The organism is Bradyrhizobium sp. Ash2021 (genome assembly GCF_031202265.1).
Taxonomy (GTDB): Bacteria; Pseudomonadota; Alphaproteobacteria; order Rhizobiales; family Xanthobacteraceae; genus Bradyrhizobium.
In genome coordinates this window covers 136,264-153,162 of record NZ_CP100605.1, presented here as the reverse complement: position 1 = coordinate 153,162, position 16,899 = coordinate 136,264, and the positions used below count along the sequence as shown (strand labels likewise).

The window sequence follows — 16,899 nt, the reverse complement described above, 5'->3', positions numbered from 1 at the left end:
AAAGATCAAAGATCGCTACTTTCCCGTTTACCAAGCGGTTGATACGTCCGACCCGTGCTACAATGCAAAACTCGGCAAGATGCGATCAGATCGAATCGATCACCGCAGTCTGCTGACGGACGAAGAGATGATGCGTGCGATGGAGCATCAGGCAGACTTGCTGTTCAGGCGTCTTCATCTCCACGAACCGCATGTTTGGCCGGACAACGGCCCTGCAGATCGCCTCAACATCAGCGGCACGGAACACGCCGCCATTGCGCGCCGAGGAATTCGCGCCGCCTCGTGTTCACCCCGAGCTTTCGAGGGGACGCATTGTACGACGAAGACAGGCTCTCGGAAAGGCCGGATTTTGATTCCGGACAAGGTCACTGTGTGCCTATCTCTCGTTGGGGTCTCAGGACTATACCTCTCGCGCGATAGCTTGCTGCGGCGGATCCGGACACCCCGATGGCGCTGCGGAGCGTCCTGTCTTGAGATGAGGGGTTCGCAACCTTCACTCAAGATAGGAGTATCCCATGACCGACGAGGCGATGAGCCCGTTGCGCCGGCGGTGCGTTTGCGATCAGGGGCGCAATTCTCCTCTGATCGAAATGATCGCCAGCTCGAACTCGTCTTCAAGGCGATCGTTTCCGCAAGTTCGTCTTCTGGGGCTATCTCACAAGGCGCCGAACAGTGCCTGGAGCTGGGCGAAGCGCTTCAGCCCAAGCTCCATATTCCATTCGCGTTCTAAATGAGAATGGCCGCGCGCGCATGAGGGCGACGCCGCGCGAGCGGTGCGCGCCGGTCTCGCCGCCATCCGCGTCCGTCGTCCCGAGGCCGAAAACCGCTTGTCGTTCATTCTGACAAATCAGAGCGGGCGATGGCGAATTGCACATGGCCACAACACGGTGATTGATCGCGCAACCCTTTGACCCTGTCAAACATGGCTGGCCGCACCAAGATCGGCAATCGGTAGTCCGTATCGAAGGCCCGGCGCCCGTTGATAAGGGCGGCTTTGGGTCATTCTCGACAGAGCCAGCCGGTCCCGACTGCCATCTGATGTCCGCTTCGACCTGAAAGCGACCTGATTATTGCGCGCACATGAAATGACGCGATGGGCCATGAACGGACGTGGAGACTTTACTCAACCACCTTGTCGGCGGTGGCCAGCAGCGTCGCCGGCACGGCGAGCCCGAGCGCCTTGGCGGTTTTGAGGTTGATCGACAATTCGAATTTGGAAACCTGATAAAAGGGGATGTCAGCGGGATTGGCGCCACGCAGGATGGCGTCGACGTCGCCGGCCATCCGCTTGATCAACTCCCTTAAGTCGAAGGAGTAAGCCATCAGGCCGCCGGCATCGACGGCTTCAGCAAATGCATGAATAGCCGGAATACGCGCGTCTGCGAGTGACTCAGCGATCGAGGCGCGGTTCGCCAACGCATCTGGGCTATCCAGCACCATGATCGCATCCGCGCCATCGCGGGAGGCCTGTGCGACGGCGTTGCGATAGGTTGTTGCGCTGGCGGGTAGTTCGATCGGCACGCTGACGAGAGCAATCCCCGCGGCGTCAGCAGCGGCGCGCACCGGAGCGCCCGCCAAACGTTCCCACGTAACTCGCGGGGCGATGCAGGCCAGTTTCGACGTCGACGGAAACATTTCACGCAACAGCGCGATGCGTTTGCCGTGAATCGACGGGCCAGGGTCGGCACTAACACCGGTGATGTTGCCGCCGGGGCGAGCCAGGCTCTCAGCGAAACCGGCCGCGACGGGATCGTTCGTTATGGTGACAATCGGGATTTTCGAGGTCTCGTGCTTGAAATACGAAGCGGAGGGATCGATGATGTAAATGACATCCGGATTGCTGCGGACTACCTGCGCAGCCAGTGCGGCTGCGTCTGACAGGTATTGTTCCCTTCCGTAGCGCTCAACTGTAAGGTTTTGTCCTTCGATCTGCCCGAGACGCCGAAGTTCGGCAAAAAATACCCGGTAGTAGCTGTTGCTGTCCTCACGCATCAGCGAATGCTAAACCGCCGATATATTGACAATGGCCAAACGCCGGCTGTTGACGACAGGCTGCGCCGCGACACGCGTTACGGCAGCAAACGATACTGCCCCCACCACAAAATCCCGCCGCCTCATGTCCGCCCCCCCAAGCTTCAGCAGGTGGCATCGTAGCGCTTAGACGACTGCGCTAAAAGGGCGGATAGCGGGCGTCGCCCATCCACGGAATGCGCCGATGTCTCTTGTGGGTCAAACTGCGACATCATGCCGATTCCGAGTGATGTCTGGCGTCGTGTCGAAGTCACGGATCGCCATGCCGCCGTCGATTATGCTCAGGTTCTGAAAGATTTGGCTGACATCCACTTCGCGAGCGCCAGCACCATCGTGCTGGTCCAGGACAATCTCAGCGTCCACAGCAAGGCTTCACTCTACCAAGCCTTTCCCGCCGTCGAAGCCAGGCGGCTGGTTGAGCGCTTCGAATGGCTGTCCCTATCGTAAATCCAATCCGCTGGCGGTTGATCGAGAATCGGGCGATGCTGCCGCTCGATGTTAGATTTGTGCAAACTGATCTTTGGGACGGTGATCGATCTGCTACGGTCGCGCGCAACGCTCGAGGCAGAGATTGTGGTGCTGAGGCAGCAAATCAATGTGCTGCGGCGTGCCAATCCCAAGAGGCTTCCATTTCGGTCGATTGACAGGCTGATATTGGGAGGCGTCTGCAGGCTGTTTCCCGAAATGTATGATACACTTGCAATTGTCCGACCCGATACCGTGATCCGCTGGCACCGCGCCGGTTTCAGATTGTATTGGCGCTGGAAATCGCGACGCCGCTGCGGGCGACCAACGATGTCGTTGGAAATTCGCCGGCTGATCCGCGAAATGAGCATCGCCAACCCGTTGTGGGGGGCGCCGAGAATCCACGGTGAGCTTCTCAAGCTCGGCATCGATGTCGGCCAGACCAGCGTGGCCAAGTATATGGCGCGGAGGAGGGGCCCGCCGTCCCAAGGCTGGAAGACATTCCTCCGCAATCATTCCGACGGCATCGCGGCGATGGATCTGTTCGTCGTGCCGACGATCTCATTTCGGCTGCTCTATGGATTGCTGATCATGGGCCACGGCCGGCGGCAGATCCTGTGGTTTGGGGTCACCGCACATCCGACGGCCGAATGGATCGCCAATCAGCTCACTCAGGCCTTTGGCTGGGAGCAGATCCCTCGTTACCTGATTAGGGATCGAGATCGAGCTTATGGCGAGATTTATGCCCGCCGGGTTCGGTCGATCGGCATTCGAGACCGCCCGACATCTCCTCGCTCACCCTGGCAAAATGCATATGCTGAACGGCTGATCGGTTCAATCCGCAGAGAATGCATTGATCACATCGTGATATTTGGCGAACGCCATCTGCGCCATGTTCTGCTGTCGTACAAAGATTACTACAACGCCACGCGGACTCATTTGTCATTGAACAAGGATGCCCCGGTCCCTCGCGGCGCCGAGACAGCCGGACGTATTATCGTTTGCCCGATCCTGGGCGGACTGCACCACCAATATGCCCGGATTTGATTTGCGGTAGCCACAACTATCGCATCCTGGGTCGAATCGACGACGTCATCAACGTCGCCGGGCATAGGCTCGGAACCAAGGAGATCGAGTCCGCCAGTCTGCTGGTTGAGGAGATCGCCGAGGCCGCAGTAGTCCCCGCGCGAGATGAAATCAAAGGCAAGGTCCCTGACCTGTACGTATCGTTAAAGCCCGGGCTCGCCCCAAGCGAGGACATCCGCAAACGAGTGGAGGACTCCGTGATCCGCGAGATAGGGTCGATTGCCCCCCCGCGCCGTGTCGTGATCGTCCCCGACATGCCAAAGACGCGTTCCGGCGAGATCATGCGCCGCGTCCTCGGGGCGATTTCGAACAACGAGGATGCCGGCGACATCTCGACGTTGGCCAATCCTGAAGTCGTCGATGAAATCCGAAAGATCAAGACCTAGGCCGAGGTCGTAAAATGTTGTCCTGAGAAGAGGATCATACGGAGCAAGGGGAAGCAATCAATTATCCTGGAAAGATGGAGGACCGACGAAATGGTCGAACGCATCCGATCATTGCTGGCGAGGTTCTCGGAGAATGAAGAGACCGTTCGCCAGCTAGTGGCGACAGACGCAAGCTTCGACGCGCTTTGTGACGAGTATCGCGAGGTCATCGAGCGCCTCGATGGTCTCGAAAAGGAAGTTAAGCGGCTCAAAGAGCGGAAAAGCTGGGTTGGAAGAAGATCTGCTGATGCACATCGAGGGATATCAGCCACAATAGCGCAAGTTCCGCGAGACGCGGAGAGAGCGAAACAACGTGGTCGACCTTCTGCTTCGTAACCCCCGTGAGCCATGGACAGCACACGTAGAAACATGCGTGGGCGCCTCTCGCCAGAGCTAAGGCGCTGATCACACGCTGGCACAGATAATTCGCTGGTGAGTCTGTGGTGAGTTTCGTCTTCGCGCGTCTTTCCCGTCATCCGGTGGGGGCGCCTTCCTCAATCTCGCCCGTCGCCAATCGCCTGACATGGACAGCGTTGCCGATCACGTCGGCGGGTCGCTTCTCGCCTTTAGGCCCTCTTGGCATCGTCTCTCCGGCTATGTCGCTCAAGTATCTTGCTAGTTTCGGCGATATCTTTCTTTAGGGCCTCAATAACCTCCTCTTTGGTGTAACCCTCTGCGGGTTCAACTTTTCCAGACTGTAAGCCAGCAAGTCGCCGCACGCTTTCGTCATGCAGTCGCTTTGCGTCCTCCAAGACCTTTTTCATGGCTCCTGAGCTGCACCCGGTTCTGTTGACACCTGCTTAAGCTAATCCAGCCTGCTGCTCGAACTCCATAGGGCTCAAATATCCGATCGTCGAGTGCCGGCGTTTCGGATTGTAGAAGCGCTCAATATAATCGAAGACGTCAGCCTTGGCGTCATCCCTCGTTCGGTACACTCTGCGCGTAGTCCGCTCGGTCTTCAATGACGAGAAGAAGCTCTCCATCGCCGCGTTATCCCAGACGTTGCCTGACCGGCTCATCGAGCAGACGACGCCGTGATCGGCCATCAGCCGCTGGAACTGTTCGCTGGTGTATTGGCTGCCGCGATCGGAATGATGCAAGAGCGCGTCCGGTTTGCCCCGTCGCCAGATCGCCATCACCAGGGCGTCAGTGACGAGCTGGGCCGTCATCGCTGCGTTCATCGACCAACCAACCACACGGCGGGAGAAGAGATCGACGACAGCGGCAACATAGAGCCAACCCTCCGCTGTCCACACGTACGTGAAGTCAGCGATCCATTTGCGGTTGGGAGCGGACGCATCGAAGCTGCGGTCGAGCACGTTGGGAGCGACGGCGGCGACCTGCCGCTCACCCAGATCGGGCGGCAGTCGCCGCCGTCGTGGACGGGCTTTGAGAGCCTGTAGCCGCATCAAACGCTCGATCCGATGCAGTCCACACAACCCGCCTTCCGCCAACATGTCGTGCCACACTCGCCTCGCGCCATAGGTTCGATCGCTGGCGAGGAAACTGGCGCGAACCTTCGCGCCCAACTCCTCATCGCTCCGGCTGCGTTGGCTGCGCGGCCGTGTCAGCCAGGCATAGAACCCACCCCGCGAGACACCGAGCGCCCCGCACAACCATTCCGCCGGCCAGATCCCCCGGTGCTTCGCGATGAAGGCGAACTTCATGTTGATTCCTTCGCGAAGTAGGCCGCGGCTTTTTTTAGGATGTCCCGTTCGGCTCTCAGCTTGGCGACCTCGCGCTTGAGCTGCGCGATCTCCAACTGCTCCGGCTTCATCTGGCCCTGGCCGGGGAATGCATGCTGCGGATCGTCCGCCAGCTGCTTCACCCAATTGCGCAACTGCGTTGGATGAACGCCAAGGTCTGCTGACGCCTGCGCATACGACACGCCGCGCTCCTTGATCAGGCGTACAGCCTCAAGCTTGAACTCTCGCGTAAACTGCCGTCTCTCCATGACACACCTCCTGCTCCATAAAACACCTAACTCGGTGTCCTCGGAACCGGGTGCAGCTCACCCCTCCCAACTTCTGCTTTGCGCTAAGCATAGCACGAATTTGGAGGCAGAAGCCGACCGTCAAGACGGATCATTTTCAAACTGAGACACTACCGACATTTGTAATCCGGTGAGCCTTAGTCGTAGAAGCCGGGCGCCACCTTTAGGCTGTCGCGCTGCGCCTTGTCGTGATTGATCCAGAGCTGTGCCTACTGCCCCTAGCGCAGATGCATTGAGAAGGACCCGCACGCGAGAGTTTGAGGGGCAATTTGCTCCGACCGCGAAGTTGGAGCCTGAACCGGGATGACAGGCAAATCCTACTCTGTGAGGCAGCGAGCAAAGGCAGCAACGCAGAGCCAGTGAAAGCTGGCACTCGGGCGCCGAAAACTATTACTATATATAACGAAAAGGGAGGGAGGTGAGCATCATGCGCATTCAACATTGGCAAGACATCGCCAGCCTGCTGCTGGGCGTGTGGCTGGTTATGTCGCCGTTCGTCCTGGGCTTCGCCGGGGCGGCTACTTGGGTAACCATCGTGCTTGGGTTGTTCGTCATTCTGTTTGCCGTAGAGGGATTTGTCGATTTGTCATTCCGTCCTATCTGGAGGAGTGGGGAGAGCTTCTCTTCGGTCTGGCTCTCCTGGTTGCACCTTGGACAGTCGGCTACGAGTCGGTATTGGCTACGGTAACAGCGTGGCGTCCGGAATATTGGTGATCTTGTTTGCCGCCTGGGAAATGATGACCGATCGCGATTTCATCAACTGGTGGCACGATCGCCGGCATTACCCGGTCGCCGGATGACCTGATGGGAAGGGTAGTTGCTTGAAGCCTCAGCCTGACCGTCATCTGGTGACGGCCGAATGAGGAGTGTCTCGAGAGCGTGCAGCGTGGACCCGTTTGCCCCTTTTTACTCGAATAGGCACGCCGGTCCCGGGACACGGGAATGGCCCGCCGGGATAAAGATGGGAACTGGTAGATACGCATCACCTAACTGGAGGCAGACGCATGATCAAAGATATTCTTGTCAACCTGTCTTACGGGACATCGCAAGATGGCGTTTCCAATTACGCCTTATCGGTTGCGGAAACATTCGGCGCGCACATCGTGGGGACCGCCTTTGCCTACCCGGTAATGGGCGGTGGCGTTGGCTTGTCGGCTAACTTTAGCCGAGCCCAGCAAGCAGAAGCTCAAGAACGCGCAGCGTCCGTGGCCGCCGCGTTTGACGAGGCGACCCGTCGCGTCGGCGTTTCAGGCGAAACGCGCAGGATTGAAGCTGGTATTGGCGACGTACCAACCCAGTTTGCGCATATCGCAAGACGATTCGATCTTTCCGTCATTGGCCAATTTGAAAGCGGCAGGGATCATCCGACCAAAAATATCGTCATTGAGGCGGCGCTGTTCGAATCCGGTAGACCGGTGCTCATCGTTCCTTTTATTCAGAAAGATAGCCTCAAACTCGATCATATCATGGTGTGCTGGGACGGCAGCCGGGCAGCCGCGCGAGCGGTCGGCGATGCCATGCCGTTTCTTACCCGCTCCGGCAAGGCGAGTATTGTTGTTGCGGACATTCAGAGCGCCAAAAGCGCCGACCTTCCGGGTGCGGATATCGCGGCCCATCTGACCCGTCACGGAGTAGACGTCACGATTGAGCGCCTTCCCGTCAGCAAGATCGATGTTTCAAATGCAATCCTGTCATATGCAGCCGATACAGATCCCGATCTCATTGTCATGGGCGGGTACGGGCATTCCCGGCTGCGGGAATTTATTCTTGGCGGGACGACACGTGGTATGCTTGCCTCGATGACCAAACCGACATTGATGTCGCACTAATCGGATATCCGTTTTGCCATGGGGAGCACGGCGACGTCGGCCGATCACGAATGCCCATTGATCGAAGTCTTCGGATGAAGATCTCGCCATAGGCCCATCCAGATCACGGATGAGATAGCGGGAGCTTGGTCCCAGCCATAAGCTTCCGTGACCTGATTTGCGATCCATTCCGCGGTCGGATGCGCTGTGACGCCAAACCATAACTCTGTCGTCGACCATGCGTCATGATCAATAGGCCATAGAGCAGACGAAATGAGATCGTCGGCACGACTGTCAATCGGCGTTGGATTGGGACCCCGGACCGGCATCCAAACACGCCGAAACACAAGCCAGAACGATTCAAACTCAATCCGCTCCAGAAAATGCCGGGACTAAACAACTAGCATTACAGTTGCCGTTTTGCTTTGAGATGCGCACGCTGAGCGACCGCCTGGTGAGCCCTGCGCCAGAGTGACCATGCGATGACGTGCGCGGGTCGTATTCGCTTTCGAGCGAGCCTGATGGCGATGCGGCGGATTTCCTGGATTGACCAACGGATCAGTGGCGGCATGGTTATACCCGGGCTTTTGCCGGGCGGCGGCGTTTCGTTTTTTTGGGCGGCGACGGATTGGCGCGATGTCGGACCGCGGCCATCATGGCGAAAGCAAGCATCACCATGGACACGTGGCGATGCCAGCCATGCCAGGATCTGCTCTCGTTGTGATCGAGCCCGAACTCGTTTTTGGCGGTCTCAAAACTGTCCTCGATCGCCCACCGGTGGCCTTCGACCGCGACCAGCGTTTCAATTGATGTTCCCGCGGGGCACCAGGTGGTGAAGAAGGCGAGGTCATCATCGGCGATGCGACGACGGATCAGTAGGCCGCGCGTCCACAAACCATCATTGGCACTGTTGAATTGCTCGGCCTCAAGATCGGCCAATTCGAGATAACACCAATCGTGCAGCCGCGGTCCTTTGGTTCCGGCTCCCGCCCACAGGCGCTTCCAGTCGGATGAGCGCCGCGTCCGGGCGATGTCTACGGCCGTACCGGAGACCGGCGATCGCTTGCCCCAGGATCGAAATACATGAGCACTGCTGACCCCGAGCACGTAGCCTTTACCTGCCCGACGCAGTTGCTGTTCGATGTCGCCAACACCGTAGACGGTGTCGCCGGCAACCCACTTGAATGGTACAGACGCGGCTATCGCGCGTGCGATCATTCCGGTCGCGAGCTTTGGTTTGGTCGCAAACCCGACATCGGCAGGCACATATACGGCTTCCAGACGATCCGGATCGTCGGTCCATTCCTTCGGAAGATACAACGCGCGATCGATGAACGCATGACCATGACGCGAAACGTAGGTGGCGAACACGCCGATCTGGCAGTTCGTAATCTTCCCGGCCGAACCAGTGTATTGCCGCGCCACTCCGCACGACGCCTTGCCCTGCTTGAGAAAACCGGTCTCGTCGATCACCAGCACCGCATCGTCATCCGCTAAATGCTCGACGACATAGTCACGGACGATATCACGCAGGGCATCGGCATCCCAATCCCTGCAACCCAGGATCGCCTGTTGCCGCCAGGGACCAGGATCTCCGGCTGCCTCCGCGCGCATCCAACCGGTCTTGCGTTGCTCATCACCGAGCAGACCTTCCAGAAACAGGCCTGCGTTCCTCGCAACACGTTCTTGCCCGAACAACGGACGTATCCGCTTCTTAACCTCCCAAAGCGACGCCGCCCATAACGCAAGCCTCTCCTCAATCGACGCTGTCTGCGTCCACGATCTTCGAATCATGGTTGCCCATGGATTCAGAAAGCTTCATAAAAGGCAACTGTAATGCTAGTACTGTGAGTTCTTCCAAGTTCGGGACGCGAACTGGAAATGCACAGCGCGCGGTTGTGCGCCAACCGCACCTGAAACTTCCTGTCCTCCGGGCGCTCGTCATCGCGAATATTGGTGTCGCGGTCAGGTCTGGACCTCTCATCCGACTCCTCCCGTCCTGAGAGGATGGTTCCCTGCGAAGAGCGCAGAGGGAATCTGGAGAGGCTGGCGGGTAGGCGAGTGGAGGGGTGGTGGAGAGAGGGACAATCAGACAGACGGAGGGAAATGCCTTCTAAACTGATATGGCGCGGGGCAGCAGATCACAAAGCGATTCCGTCGTCCGTTTTCGACTGGTGGGTGGAGCGAAATAAGTCGATGCCGGGGCAGGCGGCCAGCGAACTCTCTAAAGTATTGCTACTGCACGTCGCGCATAACGCAGTGCACGCACGCCACGGGCATTACCGCCAACTGCTGGTTGTACTCTCGATTGTTGCCATCGCGTAGGTGCCAAATTGACGATGCCCGTATTCGGCGCGAGATATGTCAAGATGACGTTGAGTCGATCTTGGCGATAGCGGCGTCGAGAGCGCCTGTGCTGTTCTCCCATCTCAAGCGCATATCCTGCGCCTCGATCGGCTCGGGCTAACTAAGAGGTCCGTCTGGTGCTCAAGACGAGTTCCTCCTGCCCTGTGAGGCGCAGGATGCGTCAAACATGTGAGGTTCGCACGCGAGCTGGATTGCCGAACGCGGTAGCCTCTGGAGGCACATTGCGTGTGACCACGCTGCCTGCGCTGATCAACGCGTCATCACCAATGGAAATACCTGGCAGAATGATTGCGCCGCCTCCGATCCAGACATTGCGCCCAATGCGGATTGGGCGGCCAAATTCAAGGCCGGAAGCTCGTTCTGTCGCACCGCGCGGATGGTCGGCTGTCAAGACCTGAACACCCGGTCCGATCTGTGTTCGGTCTCCGATCGTGACCTCTACGACATCGAGGATCACACAATTGAAGTTAATGAACACGCCTGCACCGAGTTGGATATTGAAGCCGTAGTCGCAATGGAAAGGCGGCCGAATCACCGCACCTTCTCCGACGGCGGCGAAGCGCTTTAGCAGCAGCTTTTGTCGCTCAGAGGAGGGCATATCGAGAGAAGCATTGTATCGCGCGAGCCACTTATGCGTGGCCGCTAGGTCCGCCTGAATTTCGTGTGAGTTGGCGTCGTACAGCTCCCCGGCCAACATCTTCTCTTTCTCAGTCCGCATGAAATAACTCCCACTTCTATCCCCTGAGGCCAATCTGTCGGGAGTACATCAATGGTTACGTTGATTGCTTGACCCGTCATATAGTCGGCTTCCTCTGAAGGCAAAAATGCGACGACCTTGGCGATGTCGTCCGGCAGGCCAACGCGTCCGAGTGGGATTTCGGCTTCGCGCTCCTTTGCGGTGCGGAGCCCAACTCGCGTGATCGCTTGTCGGCCAGTCGCATCCCGGTATCTACGATCGTGCCCGGGCAGACTGCATTTACCGTTACGCCTGAAGGGGCGAGTTCTGCAGCCAGCGACTGCGCGAGCCCGATGACTGCGAATTTAGATGCGCAATGAGCGCTGTACTGCGCCTTACCAATTTTACCGAACCAAGACGCGGCGTTGAAAATTCGCCCCTGGCCGCGTGCCGCCATGTTTGGCACAACAAGACTGCACAGCGTGAAAATGCCTTCGACGTTACCCCTAAGTGTCTGTCCGAAAACATGTTGAATCATCGGAATCATTTGTGATTCAAGGGAGGCGGTCCGAATCTGAAGGAGCGCCGATGTGAAGCAGGTGATAGAAGGATTGCAAGAGATGATTTCATCTCAATGAACTGCACAAGAGGTCAGCTTAGCCGCACTGCAGGCAGCTTGTCGGCTATAAGAAACCGAAATGGCCGCAGGATGCGATCGAGCGTGCCGTCCCAAGTCCACAAGTCAAAATAACCGTGCACCGTGCTGCGCGGCGGCAGATCCTTCGGGATCGCTCGCCATTGGCAACCGCTGCTCAGCACATACATCAGACCATTGACCACTTCACGCACATCCACCGTGCGCTTGTTGCCGCCTCGCTTGGCTGACGCAATCAGCGGCTCCACAAACGCCCATTCCTCATCGGTCAAATCGCTGGGATAGCGTAGCCGGCTGCGGTCGTAACGACCGCGGTTCTCTTTCGTCCACCATCACGCGCTCTATGTACAATGTCGGGAGTTGGCCAACCGAGAACCCAGCCCGAGCGCCGCCATCATCGACAGTCAAAGCGTCAAGAGCGCGGAAAAAGGGGGGCGTGGATTGACCCGCATGGCTACGATGCGGGAAAGAAGATCAAGGGCAAGAAGCGCCACATCCTAGTCGATACCCAGGGCTTATTGCTCCACGCCCTTGTACATTCGGCGGACATCCAGGATCGAGACGGCGGGGTGTTGGTGATGGCCACTCTGTTTGGCCTGCATCCATTCCTGCTGAAGCTCTATGCCGACGGCGGCTACCAGGGGCCGATCTTTCAGTCCGCCGTTCGCAAAATCCTCCGGCAAATCGACGTGGAAATCGTCAAGCGTTCCGATACAGCAAAGGGCTTTGCGGTCTTGCCCAAGCGATGGATCGTCGAGCGCACCATCGCCTGGCTCAATCGCTGCCGCCGCTTGGCCAAGGATTGGGAGTGCCTCAACCGAAAGGCCTTGGCGTTCTTGCGCCTTGCCTCAATCCGCCTCATGCTCAGAAAGCTCTGTCAAAAAACAGCATGATCCCGGACAGACTCTAAAGACCTGTTGGCCGAGGTCGAGAGACCAAGATCACCGAAACGACCAGCACCACCACTGAAACCGAAACCCAAGCGATCATCACCGAATCGGTTTGACGAGTTCTTGCGCGTCTATCCTCGCAATGGCGATCCGGACGAAGCGCGCAAAATCCATCGCCCGGTGGTCGGCAAGGGCGTCGTTACCGAGCAAGAGTTGATCGACAAGGAGGCGCGGCGACAGCGCCAAATTCGGGCTTGACGCACCGCACCGAGCCTACCCGCCAGGCCGAAACGGGATATGCTGGAACTGCTCAAGGCTGGAGGGCCACACCATGAGCGAATTCAACGAGCGTACCATCGCCAACATGGACATAGTGCTTGAACGTGTGTGCGGTGAGCTACCGCATGGCGGTCGACACGAAGACCGGAAATTTATTGCTGAACGACTGATCAATTGCGCGCGGAGCGGACGAGCGACTTTAGGGCAACTGGAGATTGTTGCGCGCCGCGCGTTACATGACGCGCGCGTTATCTTCACAAGCCCGGCGAAAGCTCGTCTCAAATACATATCATGGTGCAATTGTAATAAGTGGCGATCGATCCAGACTCTTGAAGGTTGGCGAGTATGTCTATTGGGAAGGCCGCAAGGCTGATCGGGGCAAGGTGGTCGAAAACAATTGGAGTGCCGTCAAGATACTTTGGGACAATGGGCTCACGAATTCGATTTTCCACAACGACATGACCAAGGTGGCATTCGCGCCCGTGAAATCTTAAGCGTGGTTCTGAGGGGACTTACTTGGAGCTTGTTACCACGAGATCTAGCGAGGTTATTTATGGCAATTCCGACAATTGAAAAACGACATGAATACGTCGGCTACGCCGAGCATTGCGTGAAATTGGCGAGACAAACAAGTGATCCGGAATCCCGGGGCATTCTGCGAGAGATGGCTGCGGAATGGCTAAGACTAGTAGACAAGGCCGACCACTAGCTACAGGACTGGCGAGAAGCCGGCAGCCGGTCCCCCGCCCAAACGGCGTCGCGTGCCGAGGGGCGGCGGCCGCTAAAGCGGAATGTCTGGATTGCAGATCTTTCCCGACCAGTCGCGCATTCTGTTTGCACGTTTGGGATCGCTCACCCCCCATCTTCTCCCTCTCCCATTCGCGCAACGTCTTCTTGAACCATCCATTGCGTTCGCCCAGCCTATGTAGAACGCGAGGTGCGTAATGATCTCGGACGCCTTAATGTAGATCGGCGCGGGCAAGTTAACCGAAGTTCCGGTTCCATTTCCGTAGATTCCCGGAATCAAATTGCGACGCAATTCATGCCACAATGCAGTTCGCACCGGGGCTGGCAATTTCAGTACGACGGAGCATATTTCTTCCGATCGCAAACGGCTTCTGGAAGAAGCGGCTGTTGATGGGTCTTTCGCGCTCAGACAGTTCCACTCGTCCCGACACCAGAATGATCTTGATGGCCGGCCATCGATCATGGACGGTTCGGGCAAGGTCTAAGCCGTCCATGCTGCCGGGCATCTGGATGTCCGTTAAAAGCAGCGCAATGTCCGAGCGGCTTTCCAATATCGCAAACGCTTCGTCGGCATTCGCCGCTTCGACCGGGCTAAAACCGGCGTCGGCGACGACTTCTGCTGCGCACATGCGCAATACCTCATCGTCTTCGACCACCAGAACCGTGGACACCAGAAGGGGTTGGGGCAAGAGCATAACTACCTGATGCTTTCATGGTTAAGCCAACAAATAATGGCGGCAAGCGCTCGATTTGGCCGCGGCCAATATTTTTTTCGATTCAGGTCAGGTCACTGCCCGCCTCATGATGAGCGAGACATTTTGGCCGCCAAACCCGAACGAATTCGACATCCCCGTTGCGACGCGCGCATCCCTTGCCTTGTGCGGCACGACGTCGAACGGGATTGCGGGATCCGGAATGTCGTAGTTGATTGTCGGTGGGATGCGTTGGTGCTCAAGCGTCAGGAAGGTGAAAACCGCTTCGATGATGCCCGCGGCCGAAAGGGTATGCCCGATCATCGACTTGTTGGATGAGACCGGAATTTTGCGTGCATGATCGCCGAACACGGCAGCGGTGCCGACGTATTCCATCTTGTCGTTTTCAGGCGTGCTGGTTCCGTGCGCGTTGATGTAGTCGATCTGGTTGCACGTCATGCTGGCGTCGGTCAGCGCATTGCGCATGCAATCCGCGATGGCCGCGATTCGGTCAGGTGTCGGATCAATGTCGTTCGACACCATCACATTCATTACGATCCGGCCGCCCGGTGCCAGCCGGGCACGGATGGCGTCGCAGGTCTCTGCATCGAATTCTTCCGCGAACCTGAATCCCGGCCCGCCTACGTCGATTGCAATGCCGTCGTAGTATGCGCGGTCATCGAACACGAATTTACGAAAGTCGGAAACGATGCAGGGCAGGTCATCCGGGAGATCGAAGTATCTGTGCGCGAGGACGAAACTGATCGGGTTAATGTCGACGATGGTCAGTCGCTTCCCGAGACGCGAAAGCCGTGTCGCGAGATTCCCGCCCCCGCAGCCCAGGACGAGGATGTGTTCGGAGCGTGATAGGAGCTCGTCCATGATCTTGACGTAGGTGAACACGCTTTCGCCGTCGGGCGTCGCCTGGCTTTGTCGAACGCCTTCTTCAAAGTACACGCGCGTACCGTCCCAAGAGCACTCGACGATCTCGATCTGCCCGTTCCTACCCTGATAACGTTCCAACAATCGCACAGTCGACACCATAAAAGAGCAAAACATTAGAAAACATGTGTAAAACATCTCTTATCATGTAACGTGCAGGGCGCAAATCAATTCGGCGCTTGCTGCTAATGTTTGGCGCGCGGGTGGGACGATTCGGCGTCGGCTCAGCATCGTTGCCGTGATACCGCCTAGCTCCCGAGCCAAATTAGCGTGTATTGATATCTCGTGCATGTAAATTGATGCTTGAAACAATAATTCGCAGGGTGTAGATATATCGTGTGCACATCGCACCGGAGGCCGCCCACTCATGATTACCGCCAATCAACTCAGGGCCGCCCGCGCGCTCCTGAACATCGATCAGCGGCAGACGGCCGAATTGGCGGACCTCTCCGTGCCGACTATTCAGCGCATGGAAGCGAGCGACGGCGTCATCCGCGGCAATGTAGATTCTCTGATGAAACTGGTTTCGGCTCTGGAGAACGCGGGGATCGAACTCATCAATCCAGGCGTGCCTAGTACCCACTTTTCTTAGATCGTGAGTCGTGATTCAAGGTCGGGATGATACCCGAAGCAAGAGAAGTCCGCCTTTCGAAGAAAGATCGCAAGGTGCTTGAGGCGTGTTGTCGCTCACCGATGACATTGCAGCGCGATTTGAAGCGAGCACGGATAGTTCTGTTGGCGGCGGTCGGGCGCAGCACCCGGTCGATCGCCAAGGAAGTTGGGGTCCAGCCGCGGATTGTCAGCCTTTGGCGGCATCGCTATGCCGATCATGGCCTTGAAGGGCTGCAAGACAAGCCGCGACCGGGCAAGCAGCCGATCTATACGAAGACGACCGACAAGCGGATTCTGAAGCTGCTGGATAAGCCGCCCCCGCAAGGGTTTGCACGCTGGACCGGACCTCTGCTGGCCGAGGCGCTGGGCGATGTTGACGTCCAATATGTCTGGCGGTTCCTGCGCAGTCACAAGATTGACCTCGCGGCTCGCAAGTCCTGGTGTGAGAGCAACGACCCGAACTTTACGGCCAAAGCCGCCGATGTTGTTGGCCTCTACGTCGCCCCGCCCGCGAAGGCCATTGTGCTATGCGTGGACGAGAAGCCCTCGATCCAGGCTTTGGAGCGAGCGCAGGGCTATCTGAAGCTGCCCAATGGCCGCGCCTTGACCGGCCAGAGCCACGATTACAAGCGGCATGGCACCACAACATTGTTTGCGGCGCTCGAAGTCGCCACCGGAAAGATCATTGCGGCCCATTCAAAACGACGTCGCCGCGTCGAGTTTCTCGACTTCATGAACAGCGTTACCGCGGCCTTTCCGAACCGCCAGCTTCACGTCATCCTCGACAACCTCAACACCCACAAGAAGAACGAGGACTGGCTCAAGGCCCATCCCAACGTGCAATTTCATTTCACGCCGACAAGTGCGTCCTGGCTCAATCAGGTCGAGGTATGGTTTTCGATCCTGCAGGGGCAGTCGCTTAGCGGCACCTCCTTCACAAGCCTCAAGCAGCTTCAGGAACACATCGATGCCTACGTCGGCGCGTACAATGACAGAGCAGAGCCCTTCGTCTGGACCAAGAAAAAGGTCCGTCAACGCCGTTTCAAAGGCCGCCGTATCACTCAGCTCTGATTCCGGGTACTAGCACGGCTGGCGGTCGCGGTGTCCGGCTGAGGGAGCACGTCTCGAAGCCGAAGATGAAGAACATAAAACAGCCCAAGCCATCATCGCCGCGGACCTTGGAACGCGTTCGATAATTGCGGGCTGCGGCTGACGCAACAACGGGACAACC

The 16,899-nt window shown here is 57.8% G+C and carries 15 protein-coding genes and 5 pseudogenes; 10 read left to right on the top strand and 10 right to left on the bottom strand.

Features of this window, described 5'->3' with window-relative positions:
• Positions 1-515 precede the first annotated feature (515 nt).
• The gene (locus NL528_RS45660; protein ID WP_309185804.1) at positions 516-734 is read left to right on the top strand and encodes a hypothetical protein; all 219 of its coding nucleotides are present in this window, start codon (positions 516-518) and stop codon (positions 732-734) included.
• 385 nt (positions 735-1,119) lie between these two features.
• On the opposite strand, the gene NL528_RS45655 is transcribed toward NL528_RS45660, so the two are convergent.
• A complete protein-coding gene (locus tag NL528_RS45655; RefSeq protein ID WP_309185803.1) occupies positions 1,120-1,992 on the bottom strand; it encodes an ABC transporter substrate-binding protein in 873 nt (290 codons plus the stop codon).
• A 252-nt stretch (positions 1,993-2,244) separates the two neighbouring features.
• On the opposite strand from NL528_RS45655, the gene NL528_RS45650 reads away from it, so the two are divergent.
• From NL528_RS45650 to NL528_RS45640, 3 genes and pseudogenes are all read left to right on the top strand, one after another.
• Positions 2,245-2,478, top strand: a complete 234-nt coding sequence (locus NL528_RS45650) for a hypothetical protein (protein ID WP_309185801.1) — start codon at positions 2,245-2,247, stop codon at positions 2,476-2,478.
• A gap of 381 nt (positions 2,479-2,859) precedes the next feature.
• On the top strand, positions 2,860-3,543 hold the full coding sequence (locus tag NL528_RS45645; protein WP_309185799.1) for an integrase core domain-containing protein: 684 nt from the start codon (positions 2,860-2,862) through the stop codon (positions 3,541-3,543).
• A 17-nt stretch (positions 3,544-3,560) separates the two neighbouring features.
• Positions 3,561-3,968, top strand: a pseudogene (locus tag NL528_RS45640) (acetyl-coenzyme A synthetase); the annotation flags it as partial.
• An 839-nt stretch (positions 3,969-4,807) separates the two neighbouring features.
• On the opposite strand, the gene NL528_RS45635 reads toward NL528_RS45640, so the two are convergent.
• Positions 4,808-5,961 (bottom strand): IS3 family transposase gene (locus NL528_RS45635; RefSeq protein ID WP_309177055.1). Its coding sequence is split into 2 segments (ribosomal slippage): positions 4,808-5,703 and positions 5,703-5,961, totalling 1,155 coding nucleotides; the frame shifts between segments, so codons are not numbered across the junction.
• Between the two features lie 466 nt (positions 5,962-6,427).
• Between NL528_RS45635 and NL528_RS45630 the strand changes: the two genes are divergently transcribed.
• Together NL528_RS45630 and NL528_RS45625 are read left to right on the top strand one after the other, a co-directional pair.
• Positions 6,428-6,688, top strand: coding sequence for an SPW repeat protein (locus tag NL528_RS45630; protein ID WP_309185798.1), 261 nt, complete (start codon positions 6,428-6,430; stop codon positions 6,686-6,688).
• A gap of 316 nt (positions 6,689-7,004) precedes the next feature.
• Positions 7,005-7,829, top strand: a complete 825-nt coding sequence (locus NL528_RS45625) for a universal stress protein (RefSeq protein ID WP_309185797.1) — start codon at positions 7,005-7,007, stop codon at positions 7,827-7,829.
• Between the two features lie 552 nt (positions 7,830-8,381).
• Here NL528_RS45625 and NL528_RS45620 read toward each other — a convergent pair.
• Positions 8,382-9,602 carry an IS701 family transposase gene (locus NL528_RS45620; RefSeq protein ID WP_309185795.1) on the bottom strand — a complete coding sequence of 407 codons (1,221 nt, stop codon included), beginning with the start codon at positions 9,600-9,602 and terminating at the stop codon, positions 8,382-8,384.
• A 312-nt stretch (positions 9,603-9,914) separates the two neighbouring features.
• On the opposite strand from NL528_RS45620, the gene NL528_RS45615 reads away from it, so the two are divergent.
• A complete protein-coding gene (locus tag NL528_RS45615) occupies positions 9,915-10,133 on the top strand; it encodes a hypothetical protein (RefSeq protein ID WP_309185794.1) in 219 nt (72 codons plus the stop codon).
• Positions 10,134-10,335: 202 nt separating this feature from the next.
• On the opposite strand, the gene NL528_RS45610 is transcribed toward NL528_RS45615, so the two are convergent.
• From NL528_RS45610 to NL528_RS45595, 4 genes and pseudogenes are all read right to left on the bottom strand, one after another.
• Complete coding sequence (locus NL528_RS45610) at positions 10,336-10,893, bottom strand: sugar O-acetyltransferase (RefSeq protein ID WP_309185792.1); 558 nt, start codon at positions 10,891-10,893, stop codon at positions 10,336-10,338.
• Positions 10,818-11,018, bottom strand: coding sequence for a hypothetical protein (locus NL528_RS45605; RefSeq protein ID WP_309185865.1), 201 nt, complete (start codon positions 11,016-11,018; stop codon positions 10,818-10,820). The genes NL528_RS45610 and NL528_RS45605 overlap by 76 nt, the downstream gene beginning before the upstream one ends.
• Positions 10,970-11,389, bottom strand: a complete 420-nt coding sequence (locus NL528_RS45600) for an SDR family oxidoreductase (protein WP_309185863.1) — start codon at positions 11,387-11,389, stop codon at positions 10,970-10,972. Before NL528_RS45600 ends, NL528_RS45605 begins: the two co-directional genes overlap by 49 nt.
• A gap of 170 nt (positions 11,390-11,559) precedes the next feature.
• Positions 11,560-11,778: pseudogene (locus NL528_RS45595) on the bottom strand (transposase); the annotation flags it as partial.
• Positions 11,779-11,836: 58 nt separating this feature from the next.
• On the opposite strand from NL528_RS45595, the pseudogene NL528_RS45590 reads away from it, so the two are divergent.
• Positions 11,837-12,399, top strand: a pseudogene (locus NL528_RS45590) (IS5 family transposase); the annotation flags it as partial.
• Positions 12,400-12,495: 96 nt separating this feature from the next.
• Here NL528_RS45590 and NL528_RS45585 read toward each other — a convergent pair.
• From NL528_RS45585 to NL528_RS45575, 3 genes and pseudogenes are all read right to left on the bottom strand, one after another.
• Positions 12,496-12,642 (bottom strand): hypothetical protein, encoded by a 147-nt coding sequence (locus NL528_RS45585; protein ID WP_309185791.1) that lies wholly within the window; start codon positions 12,640-12,642, stop codon positions 12,496-12,498.
• 1,073 nt (positions 12,643-13,715) lie between these two features.
• Entirely contained in the window at positions 13,716-14,093 is a 378-nt protein-coding gene (locus tag NL528_RS45580; RefSeq protein WP_309185790.1) for a response regulator, read from the bottom strand.
• A 111-nt stretch (positions 14,094-14,204) separates the two neighbouring features.
• Positions 14,205-14,603: pseudogene (locus tag NL528_RS45575) on the bottom strand (beta-ketoacyl-ACP synthase); the annotation flags it as partial.
• 820 nt (positions 14,604-15,423) lie between these two features.
• Here NL528_RS45575 and NL528_RS45570 point away from each other — a divergent pair.
• Both NL528_RS45570 and NL528_RS45565 read left to right on the top strand, forming a co-directional pair.
• A pseudogene (locus tag NL528_RS45570) lies at positions 15,424-15,633 on the top strand (helix-turn-helix domain-containing protein); the annotation flags it as partial.
• A 41-nt stretch (positions 15,634-15,674) separates the two neighbouring features.
• Positions 15,675-16,739, top strand: a complete 1,065-nt coding sequence (locus NL528_RS45565; RefSeq protein ID WP_309185789.1) for an IS630 family transposase — start codon at positions 15,675-15,677, stop codon at positions 16,737-16,739.
• Positions 16,740-16,899 lie beyond the last annotated feature (160 nt).

Coding starts and splice junctions, on each gene's coding strand:
- NL528_RS45660 (WP_309185804.1), top strand. CDS start 516: ATGACCGACGAGGCGATGAGCCCGTTGCGCCGGCGGTGCGTTTGCGAT.
- NL528_RS45655 (WP_309185803.1), bottom strand. CDS start 1,992: ATGCGTGAGGACAGCAACAGCTACTACCGGGTATTTTTTGCCGAACTT.
- NL528_RS45650 (WP_309185801.1), top strand. CDS start 2,245: ATGCCGATTCCGAGTGATGTCTGGCGTCGTGTCGAAGTCACGGATCGC.
- NL528_RS45645 (WP_309185799.1), top strand. CDS start 2,860: ATGAGCATCGCCAACCCGTTGTGGGGGGCGCCGAGAATCCACGGTGAG.
- NL528_RS45630 (WP_309185798.1), top strand. CDS start 6,428: ATGCGCATTCAACATTGGCAAGACATCGCCAGCCTGCTGCTGGGCGTG.
- NL528_RS45625 (WP_309185797.1), top strand. CDS start 7,005: ATGATCAAAGATATTCTTGTCAACCTGTCTTACGGGACATCGCAAGAT.
- NL528_RS45620 (WP_309185795.1), bottom strand. CDS start 9,602: ATGATTCGAAGATCGTGGACGCAGACAGCGTCGATTGAGGAGAGGCTT.
- NL528_RS45615 (WP_309185794.1), top strand. CDS start 9,915: ATGCCTTCTAAACTGATATGGCGCGGGGCAGCAGATCACAAAGCGATT.
- NL528_RS45610 (WP_309185792.1), bottom strand. CDS start 10,893: ATGCGGACTGAGAAAGAGAAGATGTTGGCCGGGGAGCTGTACGACGCC.
- NL528_RS45600 (WP_309185863.1), bottom strand. CDS start 11,389: ATGATTCAACATGTTTTCGGACAGACACTTAGGGGTAACGTCGAAGGC.
- NL528_RS45565 (WP_309185789.1), top strand. CDS start 15,675: ATGATACCCGAAGCAAGAGAAGTCCGCCTTTCGAAGAAAGATCGCAAG.